The 23,682-nt window shown below is 29.6% G+C and carries 23 protein-coding genes; 6 read left to right on the forward strand and 17 right to left on the reverse strand.

Going from position 1 to position 23,682, the window contains the following annotated elements:
* The first annotated feature begins 115 nt into the window (after positions 1–115).
* Complete coding sequence (locus OCU47_RS14625; RefSeq protein WP_261829347.1) at positions 116–679, forward strand: TetR/AcrR family transcriptional regulator; 564 nt, start codon at positions 116–118, stop codon at positions 677–679.
* Between the two features lie 62 nt (positions 680–741).
* Here the strand turns inward: OCU47_RS14625 and OCU47_RS14630 are convergent, their stop codons facing one another.
* A complete protein-coding gene (locus OCU47_RS14630; protein ID WP_261829348.1) occupies positions 742–1,302 on the reverse strand; it encodes a flavin reductase family protein in 561 nt (186 codons plus the stop codon).
* A gap of 249 nt (positions 1,303–1,551) precedes the next feature.
* On the opposite strand from OCU47_RS14630, the gene OCU47_RS14635 reads away from it, so the two are divergent.
* Entirely contained in the window at positions 1,552–1,896 is a 345-nt protein-coding gene (locus OCU47_RS14635) for a winged helix-turn-helix transcriptional regulator (protein ID WP_261829349.1), read from the forward strand.
* An 88-nt stretch (positions 1,897–1,984) separates the two neighbouring features.
* Here OCU47_RS14635 and OCU47_RS14640 read toward each other — a convergent pair whose 3' ends face one another.
* Together OCU47_RS14640 and OCU47_RS14645 are read right to left on the reverse strand one after the other, a co-directional pair.
* Positions 1,985–2,287, reverse strand: coding sequence for a hypothetical protein (locus OCU47_RS14640; RefSeq protein WP_261829350.1), 303 nt, complete (start codon positions 2,285–2,287; stop codon positions 1,985–1,987).
* 238 nt (positions 2,288–2,525) lie between these two features.
* Positions 2,526–3,866, reverse strand: coding sequence for an SMI1/KNR4 family protein (locus OCU47_RS14645; RefSeq protein ID WP_261829351.1), 1,341 nt, complete (start codon positions 3,864–3,866; stop codon positions 2,526–2,528).
* 187 nt (positions 3,867–4,053) lie between these two features.
* Between OCU47_RS14645 and OCU47_RS14650 the strand changes: the two genes are divergently transcribed.
* The 3 genes from OCU47_RS14650 to OCU47_RS14660 all read left to right on the forward strand — a co-directional run bounded on the left by OCU47_RS14650 (position 4,054) and on the right by OCU47_RS14660 (position 6,487).
* Entirely contained in the window at positions 4,054–4,254 is a 201-nt protein-coding gene (locus tag OCU47_RS14650; RefSeq protein ID WP_261829352.1) for a DUF6199 family natural product biosynthesis protein, read from the forward strand.
* Positions 4,255–4,353: 99 nt separating this feature from the next.
* Positions 4,354–5,067 carry a response regulator transcription factor gene (locus OCU47_RS14655; RefSeq protein WP_261829353.1) on the forward strand — a complete coding sequence of 238 codons (714 nt, stop codon included), beginning with the start codon at positions 4,354–4,356 and terminating at the stop codon, positions 5,065–5,067.
* Positions 5,060–6,487: a sensor histidine kinase gene (locus tag OCU47_RS14660; RefSeq protein ID WP_261829354.1), complete on the forward strand. Its 1,428-nt coding sequence runs from the start codon at positions 5,060–5,062 to the stop codon at positions 6,485–6,487. The genes OCU47_RS14655 and OCU47_RS14660 overlap by 8 nt, the downstream gene beginning before the upstream one ends.
* A gap of 93 nt (positions 6,488–6,580) precedes the next feature.
* Here the strand turns inward: OCU47_RS14660 and OCU47_RS14665 are convergent, their stop codons facing one another.
* The 14 genes from OCU47_RS14665 to OCU47_RS14730 form a co-directional block, all read right to left on the reverse strand.
* The gene (locus tag OCU47_RS14665; protein WP_261829355.1) at positions 6,581–8,584 is read right to left on the reverse strand and encodes an FtsX-like permease family protein; all 2,004 of its coding nucleotides are present in this window, start codon (positions 8,582–8,584) and stop codon (positions 6,581–6,583) included.
* Positions 8,584–9,339 carry an ABC transporter ATP-binding protein gene (locus OCU47_RS14670; protein WP_261829356.1) on the reverse strand — a complete coding sequence of 252 codons (756 nt, stop codon included), beginning with the start codon at positions 9,337–9,339 and terminating at the stop codon, positions 8,584–8,586. The genes OCU47_RS14665 and OCU47_RS14670 overlap by 1 nt, the downstream gene beginning before the upstream one ends.
* A gap of 108 nt (positions 9,340–9,447) precedes the next feature.
* Positions 9,448–10,455 carry a sensor histidine kinase gene (locus tag OCU47_RS14675; protein WP_261829357.1) on the reverse strand — a complete coding sequence of 336 codons (1,008 nt, stop codon included), beginning with the start codon at positions 10,453–10,455 and terminating at the stop codon, positions 9,448–9,450.
* Positions 10,442–11,107, reverse strand: coding sequence for a response regulator transcription factor (locus OCU47_RS14680; RefSeq protein ID WP_261829358.1), 666 nt, complete (start codon positions 11,105–11,107; stop codon positions 10,442–10,444). The genes OCU47_RS14675 and OCU47_RS14680 overlap by 14 nt, the downstream gene beginning before the upstream one ends.
* A 197-nt stretch (positions 11,108–11,304) precedes the next feature.
* Complete coding sequence (locus tag OCU47_RS14685) at positions 11,305–13,299, reverse strand: methyl-accepting chemotaxis protein (RefSeq protein ID WP_261829359.1); 1,995 nt, start codon at positions 13,297–13,299, stop codon at positions 11,305–11,307.
* 543 nt (positions 13,300–13,842) lie between these two features.
* Positions 13,843–14,769, reverse strand: a complete 927-nt coding sequence (locus OCU47_RS14690) for a phosphotransferase enzyme family protein (RefSeq protein WP_261829360.1) — start codon at positions 14,767–14,769, stop codon at positions 13,843–13,845.
* 177 nt (positions 14,770–14,946) lie between these two features.
* On the reverse strand, positions 14,947–15,816 hold the full coding sequence (locus OCU47_RS14695) for a hypothetical protein (protein WP_261829361.1): 870 nt from the start codon (positions 15,814–15,816) through the stop codon (positions 14,947–14,949).
* A gap of 316 nt (positions 15,817–16,132) precedes the next feature.
* Positions 16,133–16,738 (reverse strand): FMN-dependent NADH-azoreductase, encoded by a 606-nt coding sequence (locus OCU47_RS14700; RefSeq protein ID WP_261829362.1) that lies wholly within the window; start codon positions 16,736–16,738, stop codon positions 16,133–16,135.
* Positions 16,739–17,027: 289 nt separating this feature from the next.
* Positions 17,028–17,405 carry a DUF956 family protein gene (locus OCU47_RS14705; protein WP_261829363.1) on the reverse strand — a complete coding sequence of 126 codons (378 nt, stop codon included), beginning with the start codon at positions 17,403–17,405 and terminating at the stop codon, positions 17,028–17,030.
* Positions 17,406–17,603: 198 nt separating this feature from the next.
* Positions 17,604–18,515 carry a PTS system mannose/fructose/sorbose family transporter subunit IID gene (locus OCU47_RS14710; RefSeq protein WP_261829364.1) on the reverse strand — a complete coding sequence of 304 codons (912 nt, stop codon included), beginning with the start codon at positions 18,513–18,515 and terminating at the stop codon, positions 17,604–17,606.
* A 19-nt stretch (positions 18,516–18,534) separates the two neighbouring features.
* Positions 18,535–19,335: a PTS mannose/fructose/sorbose transporter subunit IIC gene (locus OCU47_RS14715; RefSeq protein WP_261829365.1), complete on the reverse strand. Its 801-nt coding sequence runs from the start codon at positions 19,333–19,335 to the stop codon at positions 18,535–18,537.
* Between the two features lie 35 nt (positions 19,336–19,370).
* Complete coding sequence (locus OCU47_RS14720; protein ID WP_261829366.1) at positions 19,371–20,348, reverse strand: mannose/fructose/sorbose PTS transporter subunit IIA; 978 nt, start codon at positions 20,346–20,348, stop codon at positions 19,371–19,373.
* A 413-nt stretch (positions 20,349–20,761) separates the two neighbouring features.
* Positions 20,762–21,496 carry a glucosamine-6-phosphate deaminase gene (gene nagB / locus OCU47_RS14725; RefSeq protein WP_261829367.1) on the reverse strand — a complete coding sequence of 245 codons (735 nt, stop codon included), beginning with the start codon at positions 21,494–21,496 and terminating at the stop codon, positions 20,762–20,764.
* Between the two features lie 21 nt (positions 21,497–21,517).
* Positions 21,518–22,243, reverse strand: a complete 726-nt coding sequence (locus tag OCU47_RS14730) for a GntR family transcriptional regulator (protein WP_261829368.1) — start codon at positions 22,241–22,243, stop codon at positions 21,518–21,520.
* Positions 22,244–22,515: 272 nt separating this feature from the next.
* Between OCU47_RS14730 and nagA the strand changes: the two genes are divergently transcribed.
* Positions 22,516–23,643: an N-acetylglucosamine-6-phosphate deacetylase gene (gene nagA, locus OCU47_RS14735; protein ID WP_261829369.1), complete on the forward strand. Its 1,128-nt coding sequence runs from the start codon at positions 22,516–22,518 to the stop codon at positions 23,641–23,643.
* Positions 23,644–23,682 lie beyond the last annotated feature (39 nt).

The following is a 23,682-nucleotide window of genomic DNA, read 5'->3' on the forward strand; positions in this document are numbered from 1 at the left end:
ATGTTTCAATCATCAGATTTTCAATGTTTATATAATTAAGCAACAAAAAACATACATAATGTTGTTTATCTATATAAAGTGTTTTAAAATAGAGGTAAGTTAGGGGGGATTTTAAGTGAATCAAAATGACTTACGTGTTATAAAAACCAGAAAAAATATTGAGGAGTCTTTTATTTTCTTACTAAAACAAAAGGACTTTTATAAAATCACTGTGCAAGATATATTAGACACAGCTTTAATTAACCGTTCTACCTTTTATAAACATTATGAAGATAAATATCAACTGGCTGAAACGCTTTGTAATGAAGTATTAGATTTACTAAAGGCTGGTGTGAGAAATCGATTTTGCTGTGCCACTTTAGAAGATGCTCTTATTACAATAAAACCATTGTACCAGATACTATCTGCCAAACGAGAAGAAATTTTGGCTCTCTTTAATATCCATACAGATACCATTCATTTATATGATGATATGGCTGATTTACTAAAAAGAAGCTTTTATGAACAACATAACACCAAAACTCAGCATTCCCCTAAAATTTTAGACTATTTTTCAGTGCTATACGCATCACATGTTATGACTTCAATTAAATGGTGTCTTCAAAATAATGGATATGAGGAATTATGCAATCATGCTCAAGTTTTTTTCAAATTAGCAGAAGTTTTTAAGTACCCATAAATAACTTTACCATTTTCTTATCTAACTGAGTAAACTACTTCTTCCCAAGTATATAGTTACTTCTATTCTGATATCTTATACTCTTTTCCAATATTCCAACACTTTGCAACTAAATCACCTGTTTTTAAATATGATGCTGTTGGAAGTTCAAACAATACTGGTCTTACCTTTTCATAATCTATGTTTCCATTTTCATTTAATCTATCTTCTTCCACGTGAGTATGAACAACTTTTAAGATGAAATTATCATAATCTTTGCTATCATAAATATCTACTAATTCACATTCCATTACAAGTGGTGACTTATCAATTATTGGAACATTTAATTCTCCCATGTAGTATTTAAACACTTGTGATTTATCAACTTTGCTACCAGACACAAGTCCTACATAATCAGCTTCCACCACCATATCTTCACTTACTAAATTAACGGAAACTGCTTTATTTTCTTTTATCCCTATACTGGTGTAACGTTCTTTTCCTATACTAAGCATTATAAAATCCACGCCTACAATTCCCACATGAGCAATAGTACTCCAATTAACTTTACCTTCAACTACTGTTCCTACTATTGTTGAAGGTGTTGGATAAAGACCTAAAACTGATCCGATATTTTTTTTCATTATTTTATTCCTCCCCACATAATCTTTATTACTTTTTAGTATCAAATTCATTTATGATATTATTGTAACAATAATTTTCCTTTAATCAAGAAAGCACTTTTTTGTAACATACTTACTAAAAAGTAAGTGATATTTTTAGGTTATACTTGCTTATTAAGTTAATTTTTGTTACCATCGTGATAGCGATTTTTTTCGATTAGTTATATATTCTTTAGTTGTATATTATGAAAAAAGAAAGTGAGGTAAATAATGAATAACTCAAAAAAATTCAACTGCCCCGTGGAAGCTACCCTAAGCCTAATTGGCGGAAAATATAAAGCAATCATTTTATTTCACTTAATAAATCAAACTCTTCGATTTAGTGAGTTACAGAAGCTAATCCCCCAAGCCACTCCCAAAATGCTTACTCAACAATTACGAGAACTAGAAAGTGATGAGTTAATTATAAGAACTATTTATCCCGTAGTTCCACCTAAAACTGAGTACTCTCTCTCAGAGTTTGGAAAAACCTTAACTCCTATAATAGATGCAATGTGCGATTGGGGTAATAATTATTTAAATAAAAATAATATTCATAATGATATTATAATTTGATAAAGTTTATTTTTATTTTTCACCATTTTCTCCTTTATTAATTTCAAGAATAATCAATAATTCAAATCATCTAGTCTATACCTTCTTCTTAATGTAACATTAGATATTGCAACGCAACTATTAATGAAATAATCACCAAAGAAATTCCTACTATTAAGCTAGCATTTATAACAATATAATTTAATCTTAATTTATTTGAATCATTACCATACCTTTTAGCAATATCTTCTGCTATCTCATTCCTTAAACTATAAATGTATAAAGCAGTTGAAAAATAAACTAAGGATGGGCTTAAAATATTCAGCACAATATTATGCACCAAAAATGTAGTAATTCCAGTTAACAATACGATAATTATAATAAATTTTCTTACTTTTCTTCTATAAGTCATACAAATCATCCTAACCTAATATTTTTTCACCAAATCTAATATTATTTTTAAAATTCTATCTTATTACTCATATTTGCTTTAAAAATATAATTACATTTTACCATATTGTTGTAATAATGTATTAAAAAGTTTCCGCATTAAAAAAGCCACGATTTTCTGTCGTGGCTTCTAGTTTAATATAATTGATTTTCTAAACATATAATATTTATTTTTTATTTGAAATCCACTATTTATAGCATTAAGCTTTCAACTTCATTCTTTCTAAAAACTTTTCCATATAATTTATTGCAAAGTTATCCTCTTTATCGTTCTCCAACTTATATTCTTTCAATATCTTTTCATAAATTGGTATAAGTCTTTTATCATCACTATCATGAGTCATATAAATGGCCTTATTAACAACTATTTTTTCATCATTAAACATTGGTAATATTTCTTCTATATAATCATTGGTATTACAAAAACGGAACAAGTTTCCTAAAGTTACTGCTCTCATATTAACATCATTACTTTTTAGTAATTTTAAAAAGTCATTTACATCAACATTACTACACTGTTGAAATACTCTCCAAAATATGCTGTCTACACATTTATACGAAAATTTTTCTATATTATCTAATAAGATTTTATACCAAAAATTAAAATTATTTTGCTGATACATCACAATATAATCTACATATTTATCTGGCTCATCTGAATCAAAGCCATCTATTATAATTTGATTAATTTTAGGATGATTAAACCTTACTAATCTCTTAAACAACTCCAATCTCTCATCTTCATTCGTTGTGGTACAATAATGCTCATATAGAATATTTAAAGTTTCTGATGATACCTTCTCAAATTTCATCATGGAAAATAAAATCTGAATTTTTAGTTTTATATCATCCTTACACGTTAGATACTTGTTAATTAATTCTTTCTCATCTCCAGGCATTTTTCCACCATACCATGTCATATCATAACCTTTTGCAGTTTCTATTAGCCAACATTCATACCACTCTATAAATGAATTTCCATATGCAAAGACAGGCCTGTGTCTATCATAATCACCATACATAATCTTTCCTTTATTCTCACCTGATAAAATAATATTCATATTTAATGTACATCCTTGAGTTCCTAAGTATAATAATCCTTGCCATAATTCACTCTCAAGCTCATCATATTCATCATCATCACATTCCTCATATTTTTCAATAAAATTATCATATTCTTCTTGTGATTTCATTGGTGATAAAAGAGTCTCCTTACCTAAAGAAGCAAGATATTCAATATTATCTACTTTAAATGGTTTTAATCCATAATAGGGACCTGCCCCTCCATTACCTACATTGGTAATAAACCAAAAATAGTCTTCTGGCAATCTAAAATTATACTTTTTCTCTGCCTCTGAGACTTCTTTCTCTGAAATTGTAGGCTTTAACTTATACTTATGGCTTTGAGCACCAAACTGTTTAAAATTAGGATCAGCCTTCCTTGCTTTATCAAGTAAATCTAATATGTACTCTTTTCTTTTTTTGTCCAATTTCATTTCATTATTAATTACATTGTTCTTTTTCTTAAACCAGTTAATCATAAATTTCCCTCTACTCCAAATTCCTAAAGTATTTTTTTCTTTTATGCTCTTTTTACTAATTATCTCCTATAAATTGAAATTTCTCAACTTAGTAATATTTCTTTAGGTTATCTTTAGGTTGGCTTAAGTTTATGTTAAATGTAATCTTATATGATATTAGTATAAATTAATTAAGGGAGGTTTCAAAATGAATTTAATAGCCTGCATATTATTAACTATTATCGGAGGTGCAATGCTAGTCATGCCTAAAAAAGTATGGATAATTTCAGATTCATGGAAAGTAAAAACAAAGGCTGAACCAACATCATTATACCTAATCCTTATTCGAATAGGTGGTTCTATATTGATTATTGGTGGTATTAGTGCAATTCTTCTGTTTCGTTCCTAAACTTTAAAAATGTAATTAAATTATAATCCCCACCTACATTATGGTAAAATAATTATAATAATCCAATCTATACATTTGGAATACAGGAGGATAACTAGAATGCCTTATACAATTCTTATCGCAGATGATGAAAGTGAAATCTTAGAAGTACTAGAGATGTTTCTTGAAAATGATGGTTTATCAGTAATAAAAGCTAATAATGGGCTTGAAGCTCTAAATGCCGTTAATCAAGAAAGAATTGATATGGCTATAATTGATATCATGATGCCTGAGATAGATGGACTTAAGCTTCTTAAAAAGATTAGGGAAAAAAGCAATATCCCTGTATTAATCCTCTCAGCTAAAGGCTGCGATAATGATAAAATTATTGGGCTTGGATTAGGGGCAGATGATTATGTATCAAAGCCTTTTAATCCACTTGAAATAGTTGCAAGAGTACATGCTCAGTTAAGAAGATTTTATAATTTAAATCCAGATAAAACTCATGGAGCCAACACTATAATTAAAATTGGTAATCTTGAGTTAAATACAGATGAAAATACTCTTAAGCGTAAAGATAAATATATTGAATTAACCAATAGAGAATACAGGATAATTAAACTTCTTATGGAATCACCAGGAAGAATATTTACAAAAAAGCAAATATTCGAAAACGCATGGGATGACTATTTTGTAGAAGATGACAGCACTATAATGGTACACATTAGCAACATCCGAAGCAAGATTGAAGAAGACACTAAAAATCCAGTATATTTAAAAACAATTAAAGGTCTTGGATACAAATTTGAAAAGAAGGTAGTTTTTGATGAATAGAAAAGCACAAAGCATATTCCTATCACTAGTAAAAAAATATGTTGTATTTGTTTTATTAATAATACTCTCACTAGCTTTAACCTTCATTTTCATTATATATCAAATAAATACTTCAGCAGAAAAAGGAAATATTCCCAAAATCACTTCTGCCTCTATCGTAAGAAGTGATTATGAAAACATATATACTAAAGACATTGAAGATATACAAGGATGGGTAGAAATACTTGATGCAAATATGAATGTTATTTTTACAAAAGGAACTAAAAAAGATGCTTATTATAAGTACTCCGAACAGGATATGATAAACACTCTAAATATGGACAGCACCTCTAAATATCTTGGAACATTGCAGAAATTCAAATCTCATAATGGAAAAGAATTATACTGTCTAGTGAAGTATCCATCAGATGCGTTTAAGCTTCAGTTTAATCTAAAAAAATTCCCTTATGAAACAGGAAGTATCATATATAACAATCTTATAAAAGGATGCGTATTCTTTTTATTATTATCTATAACAAACATTGTACTATTTAGTATATGGACATCTAAAAAAATTAATAAACCACTCATGGAGTTGACTAAAGGAATAACTACAATGACTGATGGTAATTATGATACTAAGTTAGAATTCAAGGCTGAAAAAGAATTTGCAGCAATAAGAGATAGCTTTAACTATATGACTGAAAAGCTAAAAACTACTGAAGAAGAAAAAGAAAGAATTCAGCAGAGTAGAAATAGAATCCTTATTGATCTTTCTCATGATATTAGGACTCCAATATCAACAATACAATGTTTTTCAAAAGCACTAGATGAGGGCTTAATTGAAGACCAAGATAAGAAACAGAGATATTACCATACTATTTATACTAAATGTGGACGAGTAAGTGAGCTTATTAATGATTTATTCGAATTTGTTAAGCTAGAGAGCACTGACTATAAACCTCTCTTAGTAGAATCTGATTTTTGCGAATTTATAAGAGAAATAATAACAGAATTCTATGATGAGATGGAAGAAAAAAAATATAAACTAGAAATATGTATTCCTGAAAGAGAAATAGTTATTGCATTTGACGAAAATATTATGAATAGAGCTATTTCAAATTTACTTTGCAATGCTCTAAAATACAACACTGAAGGAACTAAACTAAGAATCGAAATAAAAGAACTCTCCTCTACAGTGCTTCTAGAAATAGGAGATAACGGCTCCGGCATACCAAAACATATACAAGATATCATTTTTGATCCTTTTGTAAGAGGTGATGAAGCAAGAAAAAGTGATGGTGGCACTGGACTAGGGCTTGCTATAGCAAAGAAAATAGTTGAAAAACATAATGGAAAACTGGAGCTCTATACTAATAATAATGGTGAAAAAACAACCTTTACCATCACCTTAAACAAACACAAATGTACGGACTGCTAGTCAAGTTTTAGAAAAACTCTTTGATTTGAACAACTAACTTTGCTTATAAATAAAATTCCCCTGACAATAATTTCTGTCAGGGGGAATGATTATTTATCTTGAACTAAATACCTTCTTTAAATATGCCCTTCTACTTATTTCATAAATACTTAAATACACTATACTATATCCCATAAACATATAAAGCATAATAATTTGTGGCACTTTACCTTCATTCATTTGATTATACATTTTCATTAAAATTATTGCTGTAATAACTAATGCTATAATAGAAGGAACTAAAAATATGATGCGTATTTCTTTGGATATTATCTTCCTTATTTCTGTGGTCGTCAAGCCTATTCTATTAAAACTATTCTTTCTTTGCTTATCTTCATCCAAAGATGTGAATATTTTAAAGTATAGTATTGCTCCACTACCAGTTAAGAAAATTACTCCTAAAAAGAAAAACGTAAAGAATATAAAACTACTTTTAGACATCTCAATATGTCGTGAATTACTTTTTATATTTAATGTTTCTGCAAGCTCTTCTCCACCTATTTTTTTTAGTTCTTCTTTTAACTCTTGATTTATCCTCTTATAATCATGATCACTTTCTAAGTCTACCAATATATCATAGTATACATTTTCTGGGTCAAGATTACTTTTAATTTCATTATATACTTTATTATTAAGTACTAGAAAACCTGGCCTCATATCTGAGATACAATCATAAATCTCATTGCTTAATTTCATTTTCTCATGTGCTATATTTTTTTGATTAAATTCTAAATACTTATTATTATTCTCTTTCTTATACTTATCTAAATTACTAATAAAATCAATGAAATAGTTTGTATTTATTGCTTTACCTTTTGTAATTAATTTTAAAGTTAGGTCTCCATTAATATTTCTTCCTTCTTCAATAGGTGCTATTACTTCATTTTCTTTTAATTCTTTTGTCAATTTAGTAGTCTTATTATAGGTCTCGTTACTAATTATTCTTAACGCACGTATGTTATAGCCTGCTTCAGGATTTTTTTCTATATATTGCTCTTCTATATTTTCAAGTTCATTATATGCTTTGATTTTTCCTGCATATTTTTCTATTATACTTTTAAAATCATTTCCATCTAATTGCTTTTTATTAACAATAATACTTAAATCACTTTTATAATCCCTATCAATATACATTCCTCCTAATTTATAAAATGAAACTCCTTGTATTATGAAAAACATTCCTGCAGCTGTCATTATTATTGATATAAAAATGGTAGATCTATATGATAGAAACTTACTTGATAAGGTTCTTATTGTTACTATATTATTGTTATATATTTTCTTGAACTTTTTTAATATAACTTCCACCAACGCCATAAAAAAGCCTATTAAAAAATACAATGATGCTATTGCCACAATGGCAAATACCACAGTATACTTGGTAATATTACTTGCTCCACCTATACATTCAATAATTTTGTTATATGAAACTACAAAGGCAATCGCAGATACTATACCTTTTACAAAAACACCTTTTCTCGCTACTTCTTTTTTTGATGAAAATTTTATTAATTCAACTATTGAATTTCTTCTTAATAAAATTTTCTGGTATAAATGGTTAATTAAAAATATGAGTAACCCTACTAGTACTACACTTAAAAGTCCTACAATATTAACTCCAATATTTACATTATCTATATCCATTACCTTTAAGAATGCCATATTAAATAACCTAGAAAATAAAATTCCTACAATAAGTCCTATGCTTATTGAGATACCTGATATAACAATGTTTTCATAAAAAAGTATTCTTAATATTTCCTTTGAGGTCAATCCAATAGTATAATATACTCCTAATTCTTTTCCCCTAGTTTTTGTGAAAGTTACTGTTATATAGATTATAAACGCCATAAGAAACAAAGTCATAATCCCTATAATTATATTTTTTTCATATCCTTTTATGAATATTTCTTTGGATTTCTCTAAAAATGTATCACTATAAATGAAATTAAAAAACATAAATAATATACTTAATACAGCACTTGTCCCCAAAAGGTATGCAATATAATTTCTAATATTATATTTAATATTTTTTAATATAAGTTCATTAAATTTCATTAGTATTTACCTCCAATTGCTGTTTGAGAATCAATTATCTTGTCAAAGAACTCCTTTCTATTTCCACTAGAGTTAATCTCAAATTCAATTTGTCCATCTTTTATAAAAATAATCTTCTTACAAAATGAAGCAGCAAATGGATCATGCGTTACCATTAATATAGTAGCTTTTCTTTCCTTATTTATCTTAGTAAATACAGTCATAATATTTTTCGATGACTTAGAATCTAAATTTCCTGTTGGTTCATCTGCAAAAATAATCTTTGGTTCACCAACTAAGGCTCTAGCTACTGCAGTTCTTTGTTTTTGACCTCCTGACACAATATAAGGATAGCTATTTTCTATATCATTTAATTCTAAGAAATCCACCAAATCATCTACTTTATCATCTATAAGCCTTGGGGATATTTTATCAACAGTAAGAGGAAATCCAATATTTTCTCTTATTGTTAAGCTATCTAAAAGATTAAAATCTTGAAATATAAAACCAAGATTTCTTCTCCTAAACAAGGCTAGATCATCTTTTTTTAGCTTCAAAATATTTTTATTATTGATAAATATATTGCCTGAAGTTCCATTATCTAACCCTGATAAAATATTTAACAATGTAGTTTTGCCACTTCCACTTGGCCCCATAATGCCAATAAATTCTCCCTCTTGAACCGTAAAGCTTACATTGTCCAATGCCCTTACTGGTTGTGCCCCTTTAAATGCATCATATACTTTAGTTAGTTTTTCACACTCTAAGATTTTCATTTTTCATTCTCCTCATATACCAATTTTCTTTAGTAATTAAATTATATGACCTTGAAATAAATTCTCTAATCGATTATTCTTACCAAAACCTTGCACCAGTGTAAGGTTTTAATCTTCTGCATTTATATATGAAATGCTAACTTTAGTTCCTTTTCCTTCCTCTGATTGTACACTTATTTCATTATTTAATTTTTTGCATACTAATTTGCACATATACAACCCTATACCAGTTGATTCCCTGTTATCCCTTCCATTACTCCCCGTAAAAAACAAGTCAAATACTCTGTTTATATATTGCTTTTTAATTCCAATACCTTGATCTTCAATTTCCAATATAACCCTATTTTCATCTTTAATTGCATTTAAACTAACCTTAGAATCTTTTTTATTAGAATACTTTATTGAATTGCTTATTACTTGCTCAATTACATAACTCCCCCACTTCTTATCTGTATAAACATATATTCCTTCATCTATATCTACCCTAGGGGAAACTTTAGAATAAATAAAATCTCTTTTTTTACACTTAATCGCTTTAGTCACCAATTCCTTTAAGTTAACTTTCTCTGGTATATAATCCTTCGAAAACTTCTCAACCCTAAATACATTTAAAGCACCCTCTAAATTGTCTTCTAATCTATACTTTTCTTCTATAATATCTTTAAATATTTCCTGATTATCATCATTCTTTTCTAAGCCTTCTTCTGCTGCTAGTTCTATAACTGCCACGGATGTTTTCATATTATGTATTAATTGGCTCATTAAACTATCCTTTTCTTCTAGCTTTAAATCCATATTATATAATTGTAATATATATGATTTATGAACTTGTGCTAAATAATCCACTAAATCCTTATATACATAATCATCTTCTATCTTATATTGAGGACTTGCCTTTCCTTCTTCTAAAATTCCATAGAGCTTTTTATAAACTATAAATTTATAAACTAAGTATAAAAGGAGAAAAAATACCGTTAATGCTAAAGGGTATAACTGCAATTTACCTCCATATAGCAAATAATACAACATCATTATAAATGTTGTATTCATTAAATATATTATTATTGCTGCTTTTTCTTTTATTAAAGTTGCTTTTATAGATTTACTTAAGCACATAACCGCTCCCCCTTTTAGTTACAATTTCGCATCCTAAATTTATATCTTTTAACTTTTTCTTAAGTCTTGTTATGTTAACAGTCAGCGTATTATCATCTACAAAAACGTCTTCTTCCCAAAGTTCTTCTAATAATGTATCTCTTGAAACAATCTTATTATAATTATTCATAAATATCTTCATAAGCTTATACTCATTTTTAGATAAATCAATTATTGTATCTCTAACTTTAAGCTGCATTCCTTCACATATAAGTGCCATGTCACATACTTTTATAACATCGATACTTTTTGTAGTCGTTCTTCTTAAAACTGCAGTTATCTTTGCTAAAAGTATTCCCATACTAAATGGTTTTGTTACATAATCATCTGCTCCCATTTCTATGCCCCTTATTTGTTCTCCTTCTTCGCTTCTAGCCGATACTATAATTATAGGAATATCACTTTTTCTTTTTATAACCTTTAGAAAATAAAACCCATCAAAGGTTGGTAAATTTATATCTAGTAAAATTAAATCTGGATTTAAAGCAAGTACCTCCTCTTCCACATTTTCAAAATCATCTATTACAAAAACTTCATAATTATATCCTTTTAAATATTTCACAATATATTTTCTAAGTTTCATATCATCTTCCACAATGGCTATTTTCTTCACACTATTCACCTCATAACTTATCACTACACTTTATAATTATAGCATTTGTAACTATTGTTTCCAATTCAGCATCATGATAAGTTAATTGCATGTTAAAGAGTTTTTATGCATTAAAAAAGCCACGATTGTTTATCGTGACTTTAAATTTAATATAATTTATTTATCTATTTTTCATATTGATTAGAAATTCTTCGTCTCTAAATTTTAAATTTGTTTACTTCATCAAGCATTTCCTTAGTCATACTGCTAAGTGTTTGTGCTGCTGCTGCTATTTCTTCTGTAGATGCACTCATCTGCTCTGATGACGCAGAAATTTCTTCTGAAGATGCTGAAACTTCAAGTGAAACTGAAGATACACCATCTACTCTGCCCAAGATAGTTTCTTTATCTTTATCTATACCTTCAGCAGATTTTTTAACTGTTTCGATTTTAGGAATCACTTCATTTACTGCTTCTATAATTTTCTTGAAAGATGTTATTGAACTGTTTATAATCTTAACTTGGTTTAATAGTTCATCATCCATTTCAACGGAATCCTGGACTATAACATTTGTATTATTAGCTATCTCATTAATCAATCTATTAATATCTTCTGATGAATTTTTTGATTGTTCGGCAAGTGTTCTTATTTCATCTGCAACAACTGCAAAACCTTTTCCTGACTCGCCTGCTCTAGCCGCTTCAATAGCTGCATTTAATGCTAATAAATTTGTTTGTTCTGCAATACTATTTATCATATTAGTAATTTCATTTATTTCATTTACATCTTTTCCAAGACCAACAATTTTGCGATTAAAATCTTTAAATGAAGTACTTACTTTAGTTACAGATTCATTCAATTCATTCATTTCATTACTGCTCTCTTTTGCCATCAAGCTAATATCTCTAGAATTCGAATCCACAACTTGTATCTCACCAACCATTCCAGATAATTTATCACTAAAATCATTAAGAATTTCTGTTACATTCATTAAGTCCTCAGATTGAGAACTTGTCCCTTGCGCAATTTCATTTATTGCTTCTGTAACATTTTGTGAAGAACTAGCTATTTCCTCTGAAACAGAAGATAAATTTTCTGACTGCATATTAATATTTTCAGAATTCTGTTTTATTCTGTTAATCATTCCTTTTAAGGATTCTTGCATTACCTTCATTGAGTTAGTCATTTCTCCAACTTCATCTTTTAATTGCAAGTATTTAGGAGAAACTTCTGCACATAGATTACCCTCTGCTAATAATCCCAGATGTTTTGAAGTTGATTTTATTCCTTTAGATATATTATTAGAAATAATATAAACAACTGCAAATCCAATTAATATAAATAATATAGAAAATCCTACAACTGAAATCTTTAGGCTATCCAATTCTGACAATATTTCACCCTTTACTACTATAACTCCCACAGACCATTCAGTTCCTTTAACTGGAGCATACCCCACATACTTATCTGCTCCACCATAAGTATATTCACCGATTCCTGTTTCTCCAGCTCCCATTTTCTTCTCAATTTCAGCTAAAGCCTGTAACTTAGTATCTTTTTTTGCTTCTTCAACTGGGTTGTACATTTTAAGGACAAGATCTTTATTAGTACTAGCAATATTGGTACCATCTTTTTTTATCATAAAAGCATAGCCTGTTGTTCCAACCTTAACCTGATTCGTTAGCTCACTTAATTGATTCCCATCTCTTGTTTCAAATAGTACTCCTACTACTTCATTATTATTCTTAATAGGGACAGCATACTTAACCTCTACAGTACCAGTAACTTTACCTATCAATGGGTCTGACACATTACTTTCTCCTGATAACGCCTTTTGGTAATAGTCTCTATCCTTCAGATTAATAGTCTTTCCATCTGTACCCTTAGCATCACCATTTTTATCCCCTATGCTTAATTTGACACTTCCCATTCTTTTAGCCTGATCTAAAAGTATTGCTTTTTTATTTTCCCATGAATTATTAACATCTTTTATTTCAGGCATGGATGCAATAGCCTCTAATTGATTTAACTGTCCTTTAACTCTTCCTTGAATACTACTGGCAGTTTCTTCTGCAATTTTAGGAAGTGTTTTACTTAAATTTGATTGCAGTGACTTTGTTGAATTTACAAATGAAATCCCACCTAAGCCTATACATACAGCCACCACTAATAATCCTAAAAATAGTATTAACTTTGATTTTATACTTTTCATACCTTCCCCCTAATTTGAGTATTTTTTTAAATTCAATATAATTTCATATTTAAAACATAATTATTATTATATCATGTCATAGTATTTGAGTAAATATTGTCGAATCTGTTGTTATTATGTAAGTATTAGTAAATATGTTTTACAATTAACTTTATTCTATAAACTTGGTACAATCTATAAGAATTTGGAAAATAGCATTAAAATAACCCACGACATCTCTGCCGTGGGTATCAATGGTGGAAATAAAGCGTAATCTTTAAAATTCTAAGTTATAATATTCTATTTATTTTATACCGACCTATATATTTTTATATCTACTCCTGATTCTGTCCCAAATCCTTCTCCGACTAATAAATCATAAAACCATATAATCTTTCATCCTTTTCACCATGTTGAATTAAAGTTGGAGAACAGGCTGATATGATTTATTATTTTTATCAAATGAATCTTAGTTGAACTTACACCCTTAAGGTGTACCTCGTCCAGGAACGTGCAGCCGTTATCTCCAACTTGAGCAGATAAGTAAAAGTCCAAATCTATGATTTAATGCTGTTTTTTAATACAAAGTTCCCTCCAGTTCATAAGCCAAGTATACTGTTCATAGCAATCTTTTTCATCTAAGCTTTGTAATCCTTGACATCTAACTATTCTTGATATTATTTGAAAATGCCTAACAGCAATAAAATCAAAAATAGAGTTATACTCCATATTACTCAATGGACGAATTTTACTATATCCTGAATAGAAACTTTCATATAAGTGCATAGTTTTATCATACATTGATTCCTGAAACTGATTAAAGTTTGTATCATCACTCATGTATGCTACATCCATACTAGGATAATCCCCTGAAGCATCATCAAAATCAAAAAGAACATATTCTCCTCTTTGATTTCTAAGCATATTTCCCGTATGAAGATCACCATGACAAAAGCTTTTAGGTAATTTACTTATACGATTCCATAATTCATCTCCATATTGTTGCAGATCAATAATTTTTTCAGAATCAAAATTCTTTTCTTTCATAATAGAAATGTAATCATCAATATAATCAATTTTTGTTTTATGAGCAAGTTTATGAGGATAGCTTTCCATTAATTTATGGAGTTTCCCAATTTGTTTTCCGATACTTCCTGCCTCCTGCTTTCCATTTGGTGTTATACCGTCAACATAATCGTATAATACCCCTACACAGGAACCCTCTGAACAATCAACAAATATATTACTTTCATTTTGTACTGTATTAACAACAGAAACTACTGGATATAAGTTTGCTTTTAAATAATTGAGTATACGAATGGTTTGTAATGCATCATCTGTTTTAAAGTTACGGTATATTTTAAAAACATACCTTTTCCCCTGACTCTGCAAAAAATATACACGGCCAATCATATCTCTGTAAAGTCCAATCTGATTAATATTTAATTGATAAGAGCGATTGAGAGCATTGACAAGAATATCATGTTCCATCGACTATTCCCCCTTTGGTACATATCAGGCTATATAAATAATTCTTACTTCTGAAAAATTTATTATGGTTGATTAGATTATAGAATAACCCAATCTATTTTATGCCTGAAATAATAGTTAAAAATTACTATATCTATATATTATCATATCATTTTTTCTAGCACATTATAAACATATTTATCTTGCCATATATGCATAAAGTGTAATCCATTTATTAGATTGTCCAACTTTACCTGGATTAAATGAAGGAACACTTTTTGAACCAGATAATACATATGTACCATCTTCCAATTTATATCTGTCAACAGCCTCATAACCAGCTTTCATAGCATCTGACTCTGTTGGACATCCTAATACTTTTAATGCATACACTATATTTTGTGCACCTACCTTAATTGGATCTGCTGGATAAAAGGTCTGTGTCATCACATCCACCATTGGTGTCACCATATCATCTGTGCGATAGAAAATGTTTCGTTTTGTAAAATAGTTCATTAATGCTTCCCTACATTCAGCTTCTATGCCTTGAAGATGTAATTCTGCTACAAGTAATAGATATTCTACTGTAATACGAGCACAACTCTTATGTGACTTTCTAGGATCATTTATTTTTTTATTGCTACTAATACATCCAAATCCACCATCATCTTTTATGACTTTTAATACTTTATCAATTTCCACCTTAATGACCGGCTCATTGTAGTACCCCAATTTCACTAAATTACGAAGAAGAAAAGCTTCTGCACATAGCATCTTAAATCCTGTGGATTCAATCAAACCAAATACCTCTGCATCAATGTCTTTTCCGATATCATCTCTTGTTAATCCCCATTCTGCAAATGCCATCAATGCATCAAATTTCCCCCATGGTTTGTCCCCTTTTAACTTTTTCAAAGCTCTTGCATAAACTTTGGATTGCAGTAATGCTTCCTTTGTGCTTATTACTCTTGAATCCTCATCCCCTAACCCAAGATACTCTTTCAACACTCTAAGTTCTACTTCTGGGTTTTTGTCTTCAAGTAACCAATTTAAAATCTCATCTCTCATACTAATATTCTCCTACCTTAATAATTTAATATTCTCCTTAATCTTCTCTTGCTTTCTCAGATTTTCAAATTTATATATTAAAGCAACAACCTTATATAGATTGTGGTTTAAATTGAATATACCATTCTAAAACTGACAACTGTATGTCAACTTAAAATAATATATTTTTTCATCAATGAACAACCCTTTAGACTTAATCTAAACAAAAAAATTAAGGTAATAAGCATATTATAGATGCTTATTACCTAATGATTACACAACTGTCATTTAATAAAATATTTATCTAAATCCTCTATCTTTTCAAGGTCAAAAATAACTAAAATTCTTTTGCTATTGCTTGAGCTTTATTAATTGCATTTTCAAGAATTGCTTCCACATCTTCACCAATAACATCTACATTCTCTGCTGCTATTGTAGTAAAGTCAGTTGTTCCAAAGAATCCAAATATAGTTCTTAAGTATCTGTCTCCCATCTCAAATGCTGCTCCTGCACCTTCTGAATATGATCCGCCTCTTGAAACAATATGAACTGCTTTCTTCCCTTGGCAAAGACCAACTGGTCCATTTTCAGTATATTTAAATGTAATTCCTGTAACAGACACATAATCTATATATGCCTTTAATATTGCAGGTACATTTAAGTTCCACATTGGTGCTGCAATTACATATTTGTCAACTTCCACAAATTGATATGCATATTTTAATATTGGATGATTTCGACTTTCTTCATTTTTAGGTCCGAATACTACTTCTAAATCTTCTCCTTTTAAGAAGTTTATGTTTTCCTTATACAAATCTAATGTAATAATCTCATCGTTAGGATTATTTTTCTTATACTCCTCTATAAAACTATCTGAAATTCTAAAGGTTTTTGATTGCCCTTCTGGCTTTACATTTGCTTTTATATATAATACTTTACTCATATTAATCTACCTCACTTTAAATCTATTATAATTAAGTTAACCTTCTTTATAAAAATTATTTATAATTTAAAACTTGTTTTACTATTCTAGTAGATATGTCTTTTTAAATCTTTCATTTTAATCATTTAAGAAATCTACTAGTTAAAGCTTCTACATACTCAAGAAATTCTAATACTTCTTACTTATAATAATTTTAGAGATAGAAAAATGCTATGTATTAATATCTTCAACTAATACATAGCACTTTCTATAATTAAACTCATTCTTATATACATGATAACTCTTTAATTTATTTACTTTTCTTAAATATTGACTTCACTGTTCGTTTCACCACATCAAAAAAACTTAACGAATAAACCATACGATTTGGATCAACATAATTTCGAACAACGCGAAGTACTTTTTTTGCATCTTTAGAAGAAAACGTATAGGTACCATTTTTCTTCGTTCTGATTGCATATCGTGGAATCCACTTTCCTTTAAACAATACGGATGCTATGACATAGTCAACCTCTTCCCAAGGAATTTGAATGAATTTACGATAATCACGAGAATTATAGAACTCAAATCCTTTGTCACCTATCATTAGCTTACCATAATCTGATAAGCCAGTAAAAGCTGTTGCATCAATTGTTAGATCCACTTTTGTATTTAGTGATTGAACCATCTGAGCCACCTCTTTTCTAATTATATATATTTATTTCATTATATATTTTTTTATATGTTTCTATCAAGTATTTGAAAGTTGATTACAAATAACATATATTTCATCAACTTATTTCATTAGTATGTAAAAACTATTTTTCTCAACTTACTTTATATTTAACAAAAGCCCAGGCTAAAAGCCTAGGCTAAGTTAAAAGTATTACATTAAATGAATTAAGTGGAAAACAATACCGATTGCGAATAACCCAAGAATAATGATAATTGGAGATACTTTCTTCTTAAGCAACCACATACAGATAAATGTAATTAATAATCCTGCAAGTCCAGGAATTAATGAATCCAAGTTACCTTGTAGTGTCGTAACCTTAGCATCAGTTAATGACATACCAGATGCTTGTTGTTGTAAAGCTTGTTGAACACCTTGTGCTCCAGAAGGAAGTGTGCTCCAATCAATGAATGCACCCTTACTTAACTTAACAGATGATACTATTGGTGTAAATTTAACAGATACCCATCTGTTAACCAATGATCCTAAAATGAACATACCAAGAATGGATGCTCCTTTTGTAATATCCTGTAATATACCACCTGACAAATCATCAGTAATACGAGAACCTGCTTTGTAACCAAACTCTTGTGTATACCACATGAATCCCATACGTATGATATTCCAAGCTAAGAAATAAATAATTGGTCCAAGTATATTACCACTCATAGCAAGAGAAGCAGCTAATCCTCCTAAAATTGGCTTAACAGTGAACCAGAAAACTGGATCTCCAATACCAGCTAAAGGTCCCATCATACCGATTTTAACACCTTGAATAGTTACATCATCGATTGGTGCACCATTTGCACGTTCTTCTTCTAAAGCTAATGTTACACCAATAATTGGTGAAGCTACATATGGGTGAGTGTTAAAGAACTCTAAATGACGTTCCAATGCAGCTGCTCTATCTTCTTTAGTCTTGTATAATTTTTTGATTGCTGGAATCATTGTAAATGCCCAACCACCATTTTGCATTCTTTCATAGTTCCAAGAACCTTGAAGGAAAAATGAACGGAACCAAACAGAAATACGATCTCTTTTTGTTAATTTTAATTCTTTTGACATTTTCGTTTCCTCTCCCTTCTTAGTATTTATCAATAAGGTCCCCTAAAGGATCCCCAATATTTGAACTTCCAGCTGTGCCACCTTGTTTGCTAAGCGCTAAGTAAAGAAGAGCTAAAGCTACACCGATAGCACCTAGTCCGATAAGTGTAATTTGTGAAACAGTTGCTAATACAAAACCGATTGCAAAGAATGGCCATACTTCTTTTGTAGCCATCATATTGATTACCATTGCATAACCAACAGCTACAACCATTCCACCACCGATTGCTAAACCATCTGTTAACCAAGCAGGCATTGAAGCAAGTAGTGAACTGATTGGACCAGAACCAATTGCTAATATTAATCCTGCTGGAATTGCAATACGTATACCTTGTAAACAAATACCAGCTATTTGCCACATTTCAATAGCTCTGATATTTCCTTCCTTAGCAGCAGCATCCATAAAATGTACAAATGCTGTAGCTATTGTACGACAAATAATTGTTAATAGTAAACCTGCAACTGCTAGAGGAACAGCAATAGCGATTGCTGAAGTAACTCCTGCTTGACCTTGTCCTCCAAGAACTAGAATAATTGCAGATGCAACAGATGCTAACGCTGCATCTGGTGCTACGGCAGCACCGATATTTGCCCAACCTAAAGCAATCATTTGAAGAGTACCGCCTAAGATTAGACATGGTATTAAATTACCTGTAACTAAGCCGATTAATGTACAAGCAATTACTGGTTGATGGAAATGGAATTCATCCAAAACACCTTCTACACCAGCTAAAAATGCTACTATAATGACTAATATCATTTGAATTATATTTAAAGTCATGGTTATTAATCCTCCTTTTTCTCTAAATAATTATATTATTTTGATTTGTTTAATTCTTCTTGTGCTTTCTTAATTATTTCGTCCATATTTCCTTTTGAATCATTTGGTACTTTACGAACATCAAAATTAAGTCCAGCTTGCTTTAACTTTTTGAATGTATCAATATCCTTTTGATTGAAAGCAAGTACTTTGTTTGGTTGAACCTTACCTATAGAATGAGCCATTGAACCAACATTAATTGTCTTTAGTGGTATTCCACCTTCTACTGCTCTAAGTACATCTTCTGGATTTTCAAAAAGAAGCATTGCACGTTGTCCACCAAAATGCTTATCATCTTTTGCAAGTTTAATCATATGATCAACTGGAACAACATGAGCTTTAACCCCTGGAGGAGCTGCTTGTGTGATTAACTTCTTACGAAGATCATCTTTGGCAACTGCATCTGAAACTACAATAATTCTTGTAGGATTTACAGTTTTTGTCCAAGCAGTTGCTACTTGTCCATGAAGTAAACGAGAATCAATACGAGCTAAAACGTATTCAAATGATCCAGGTGCACCTGCATTAGATTGTACTGCTCCTGCTGAAGAAGTTTTACCAGCATCTGCTGCTTCCAATGCTTCGGGCTTAACTTTAACCCCTTCTTTACCTGCATTTAAGATATACGCTGCGATTTCATGTGCAGATTCCATTGAAAGACGTGCACCGTAAGCTTCAATCAACATTGGTAAATTCATACCAGCTACGATTGCCCATTTATCTTTGTGTTCTTCAAATAAAGCATTCGCTTGGTTGAATGGTGTACCACCCCAAAGATCAACTAAGAATAAAACCTCATCCTGGTTGTCAAATGATGCAATTGCGTCTTTCATTTTTGCTCTAAGATCATCAGGTCCTTCGCTAGGCATTAACGTAACAGCTTTTACGTTTTCTTGTTCTCCAAAAATCATTTTACCAGATTGCAAGATGCCTTTAGCAAATTCTCCATGACTAGCAAGAATAATTCCTACCATTTTTGTACCTCCTATTTTTTATTTGTTACAAAAAACAAAAGGCATAAGCATTGAAAAATAAAACAAGATAATATATGTTCGGATTTCTTCACAATGCTTGTACACTAAACTGAGTCATAAAAAGTTATGATAATACCTAATAAAACTGTACAAAACATGTGATATAACAAACAAATATTAAATTATTTCATTTATCTCTGCTTATGCCTGATCTAATCAGTAACATGCTAGATAATAATATTCTATTATAATCTATTCAGGAACATCACTAGATATTCCTCATTGACTACGTTTTCATAATAACATCTTTCTTATCGTATTTCAACATATTTTTTATTTTATTTTTAAAAAATATTTTCCACACTAAAATTTCACCTATTTTAAGGAAAACGTAAACATAAAACACTGCTTTATCAATAAAAATCTCCTTTATCTTCCATAGACTCATCTATTATTACGGTTACATCTTCGTGCAACTTTAATATTGTTGCTGGATTCTTTGTTGTAATGTCCCCATTTAATAATTCCTTCACTGCTCTTACCTTGTCTTCACCCTTTACCAATAGCAGTATTTTTTTTGCCTTCATTATTGATCCAATCCCCATAGTTATAGCCATAGTAGGCACTTCATTTATTGATTGAAAAAACCTAGAATTTGCTTCAATGGTGCTTTGAGATAGATTTGTTACATGTGTTTCTGATATCAAAAAATCATCTGGTTCATTAAATGCAATATGTCCATTATTTCCAATACCAAGGATTTGTATATCAATTCCACCTAGTTCATCTATTTTTTTGTCATAGCTCTTAGCCTCTATTTCAAGGTCTTCTGCTAGACCATTTGGAACAAGTGTATTTGCTTTATCTATATTTATATGATTAAATAAATTCTCATTCATAAAATGTCTATAACTTTTAGGATTTTCTTCTCCAAGTCCAACATATTCATCTATATTTATTGTTTTTATATTAGAAAAATCTATTTCTTTATTTCTATTCATTTCTATAAGCTTCTTGTACAATCCAATTGGAGTACTTCCTGTTGCAAGCCCTAGAACCGCATCTGGTTTTTCAGTAATTATATCTTTAAATATTTTAGCTGCAGCACAACTCATTTCCTCATAATCTTTAACTACTAGTAACTTCATTGATAATATTCTCCTTTGTTATTAATTAGTTAAACAAACCCTATATCTATACTTATCTCCTCTTGCTATAGTTATAGTGTATTCAATGATTCCATTTTGCTCATATGCTATTCTTTCAAATTTTAACCCCGCCTGTCCTTGAGGTATCTCCAAATAAATACTTTCTAGTTTATTTATCAAAACACTCTCGATTACCTCCTCTGCTGAAGTAATATTTATATTAAAAATATTCTTTAATAATTCATACAACGGAGCTTTTTCAATCATTTCTTTAGTTAATTCTTTAAATCTTTCATATGGCAAATATGTTATTTCATACATCATTGGGGTATCATCTGCAATTCTTATTCTTGAGATTTTAAATACAGGTTCATTTTCTTCTATTTTTAATTTTCTAGATATCTTATTACTAGCTTCAATAATCTCAAAGTTTAGTAATTTTGAAGTTGGTTTTTTCCCATGCTTTTTCATTTCTTCTGTAAACGATGAAACCTTTATTAGATCTTGCTCTACTACTTTAGGAGATATAAAATTTCCTTTTCCTTGTACTTTATAAATATATTTCTTCTTTTCTAACTCGTCTAAAGCTTCTCTTACAGTAGTCCTACTAACATCATACTTTTTGCAAATATCTCTTTCAGAATCTAACTTATCATTTTCATCCATTTCATTTTGTATTTTTTCTATAAGAATATTCATTAATTGAACATATAACGGAATTGTTGAATTTTTATCAATTTTAGTCATAAACGCACCTCTTTTAGTTCTAGCAGTTTTATGATTAATTATAACCTTACTTAATACAAAATAAAATATTAATAAGGGAATTCCTTTAGACATACAAACTATAGAGAGTTAATTCCAACTGGTAATTACCACTCCAACAAAATTATAATTAATTATTATCCTTATGTCAATATATACTTGAAAAACTATTTATAAATCATATATAATTAACTTAAACAACTGGTAACATCCACTAATAAAACAAAAGAAATTACACTTAAAGGAGTAGTAACATGATAATAAAGAATTGTAATATAATTTATCTAGATAAAATAGAACAAGGCTCAATACTTATAGAAAATGGGAAGATTAAAGAAATAAATCCTAGTAAATACTATGATGAAGATGTATTAGATGCAAATGGCTTATACATTTCACCTGGTTTTATTGACGTTCACATTCATGGTGCTGGTGGTTATGACACAATGGATGGTACCAGTGAAGCAATCAATACTATTTCTAAAACAATAGCTAAACACGGGACAACTTCCTTTACTCCTACTACTATGACTGTTTCTATAGAAGATATAAGAAAATCATTAAGTGTTATAAAAAACCTTAAGAAAAGTGGTTGTGATGGCGCTCATGTTTTAGGGGTTAACTTAGAAGGTCCTTTTATAAATCAAAGCGCAATTGGTGCACAAAATCCTAAATATATTTTACCCCCATCTATTTCAACTTATAAGGATATAATAAAAGATTATGAAGATATTATTATTTCAATAACACTAGCACCAGAAATTGATGGCGCTAAGGAACTTATTAAGTATATATCTGATACTGGAGTTGTCTGCTCACTAGGTCATACAGATGCAACTTATGAAGAAATGATTGAAGCTATAAAGTGTGGTGCTAGCCATTCAACACATTTATATAATAGAATGTCACCTTTAAATCATAGAGATCCAGGGGCTGTAGGTGCTACTTTTGATAGCAACATAACTACAGAAACAATTTCTGATGGAATTCATGTTTCAGATGTAGCTTTAAGAATTGCATACAAGCAAAAAGGTACTGATAATGTTTTATTAATATCTGATGCCATGATGGCCTGTTGCATGCCAAATGGTGAATATTCTTTAGGCGGTCAAAAAGTCATAGTAAATAATGAGGAAGCACGCTTGGAAAATGGAGCTTTAGCAGGTTCTGTGCTTACCCTTGATAAAGCTGTTAAAAATGTATATAAAAATTCAAACTTACCTTTACATGAAATTGTGAAGATGGCTTCATTTAACGGAGCAAAACATTGTAAAGTGGATAATTATAAAGGACAAATTAAGGAAGGCTATGATGCTGATTTAATACTATTTGATGATGATATTAATATAAAGAAAGTTTTTATTTTAGGAAAGGAACTATAATTGACTTTTCTTTAAAAATAAAGATAACTAATAGATAAA

This window comes from Clostridium sp. TW13, from assembly GCF_024345225.1.
GTDB classification, from domain to species: Bacteria; Bacillota; Clostridia; order Clostridiales; family Clostridiaceae; genus Inconstantimicrobium; species Inconstantimicrobium mannanitabidum.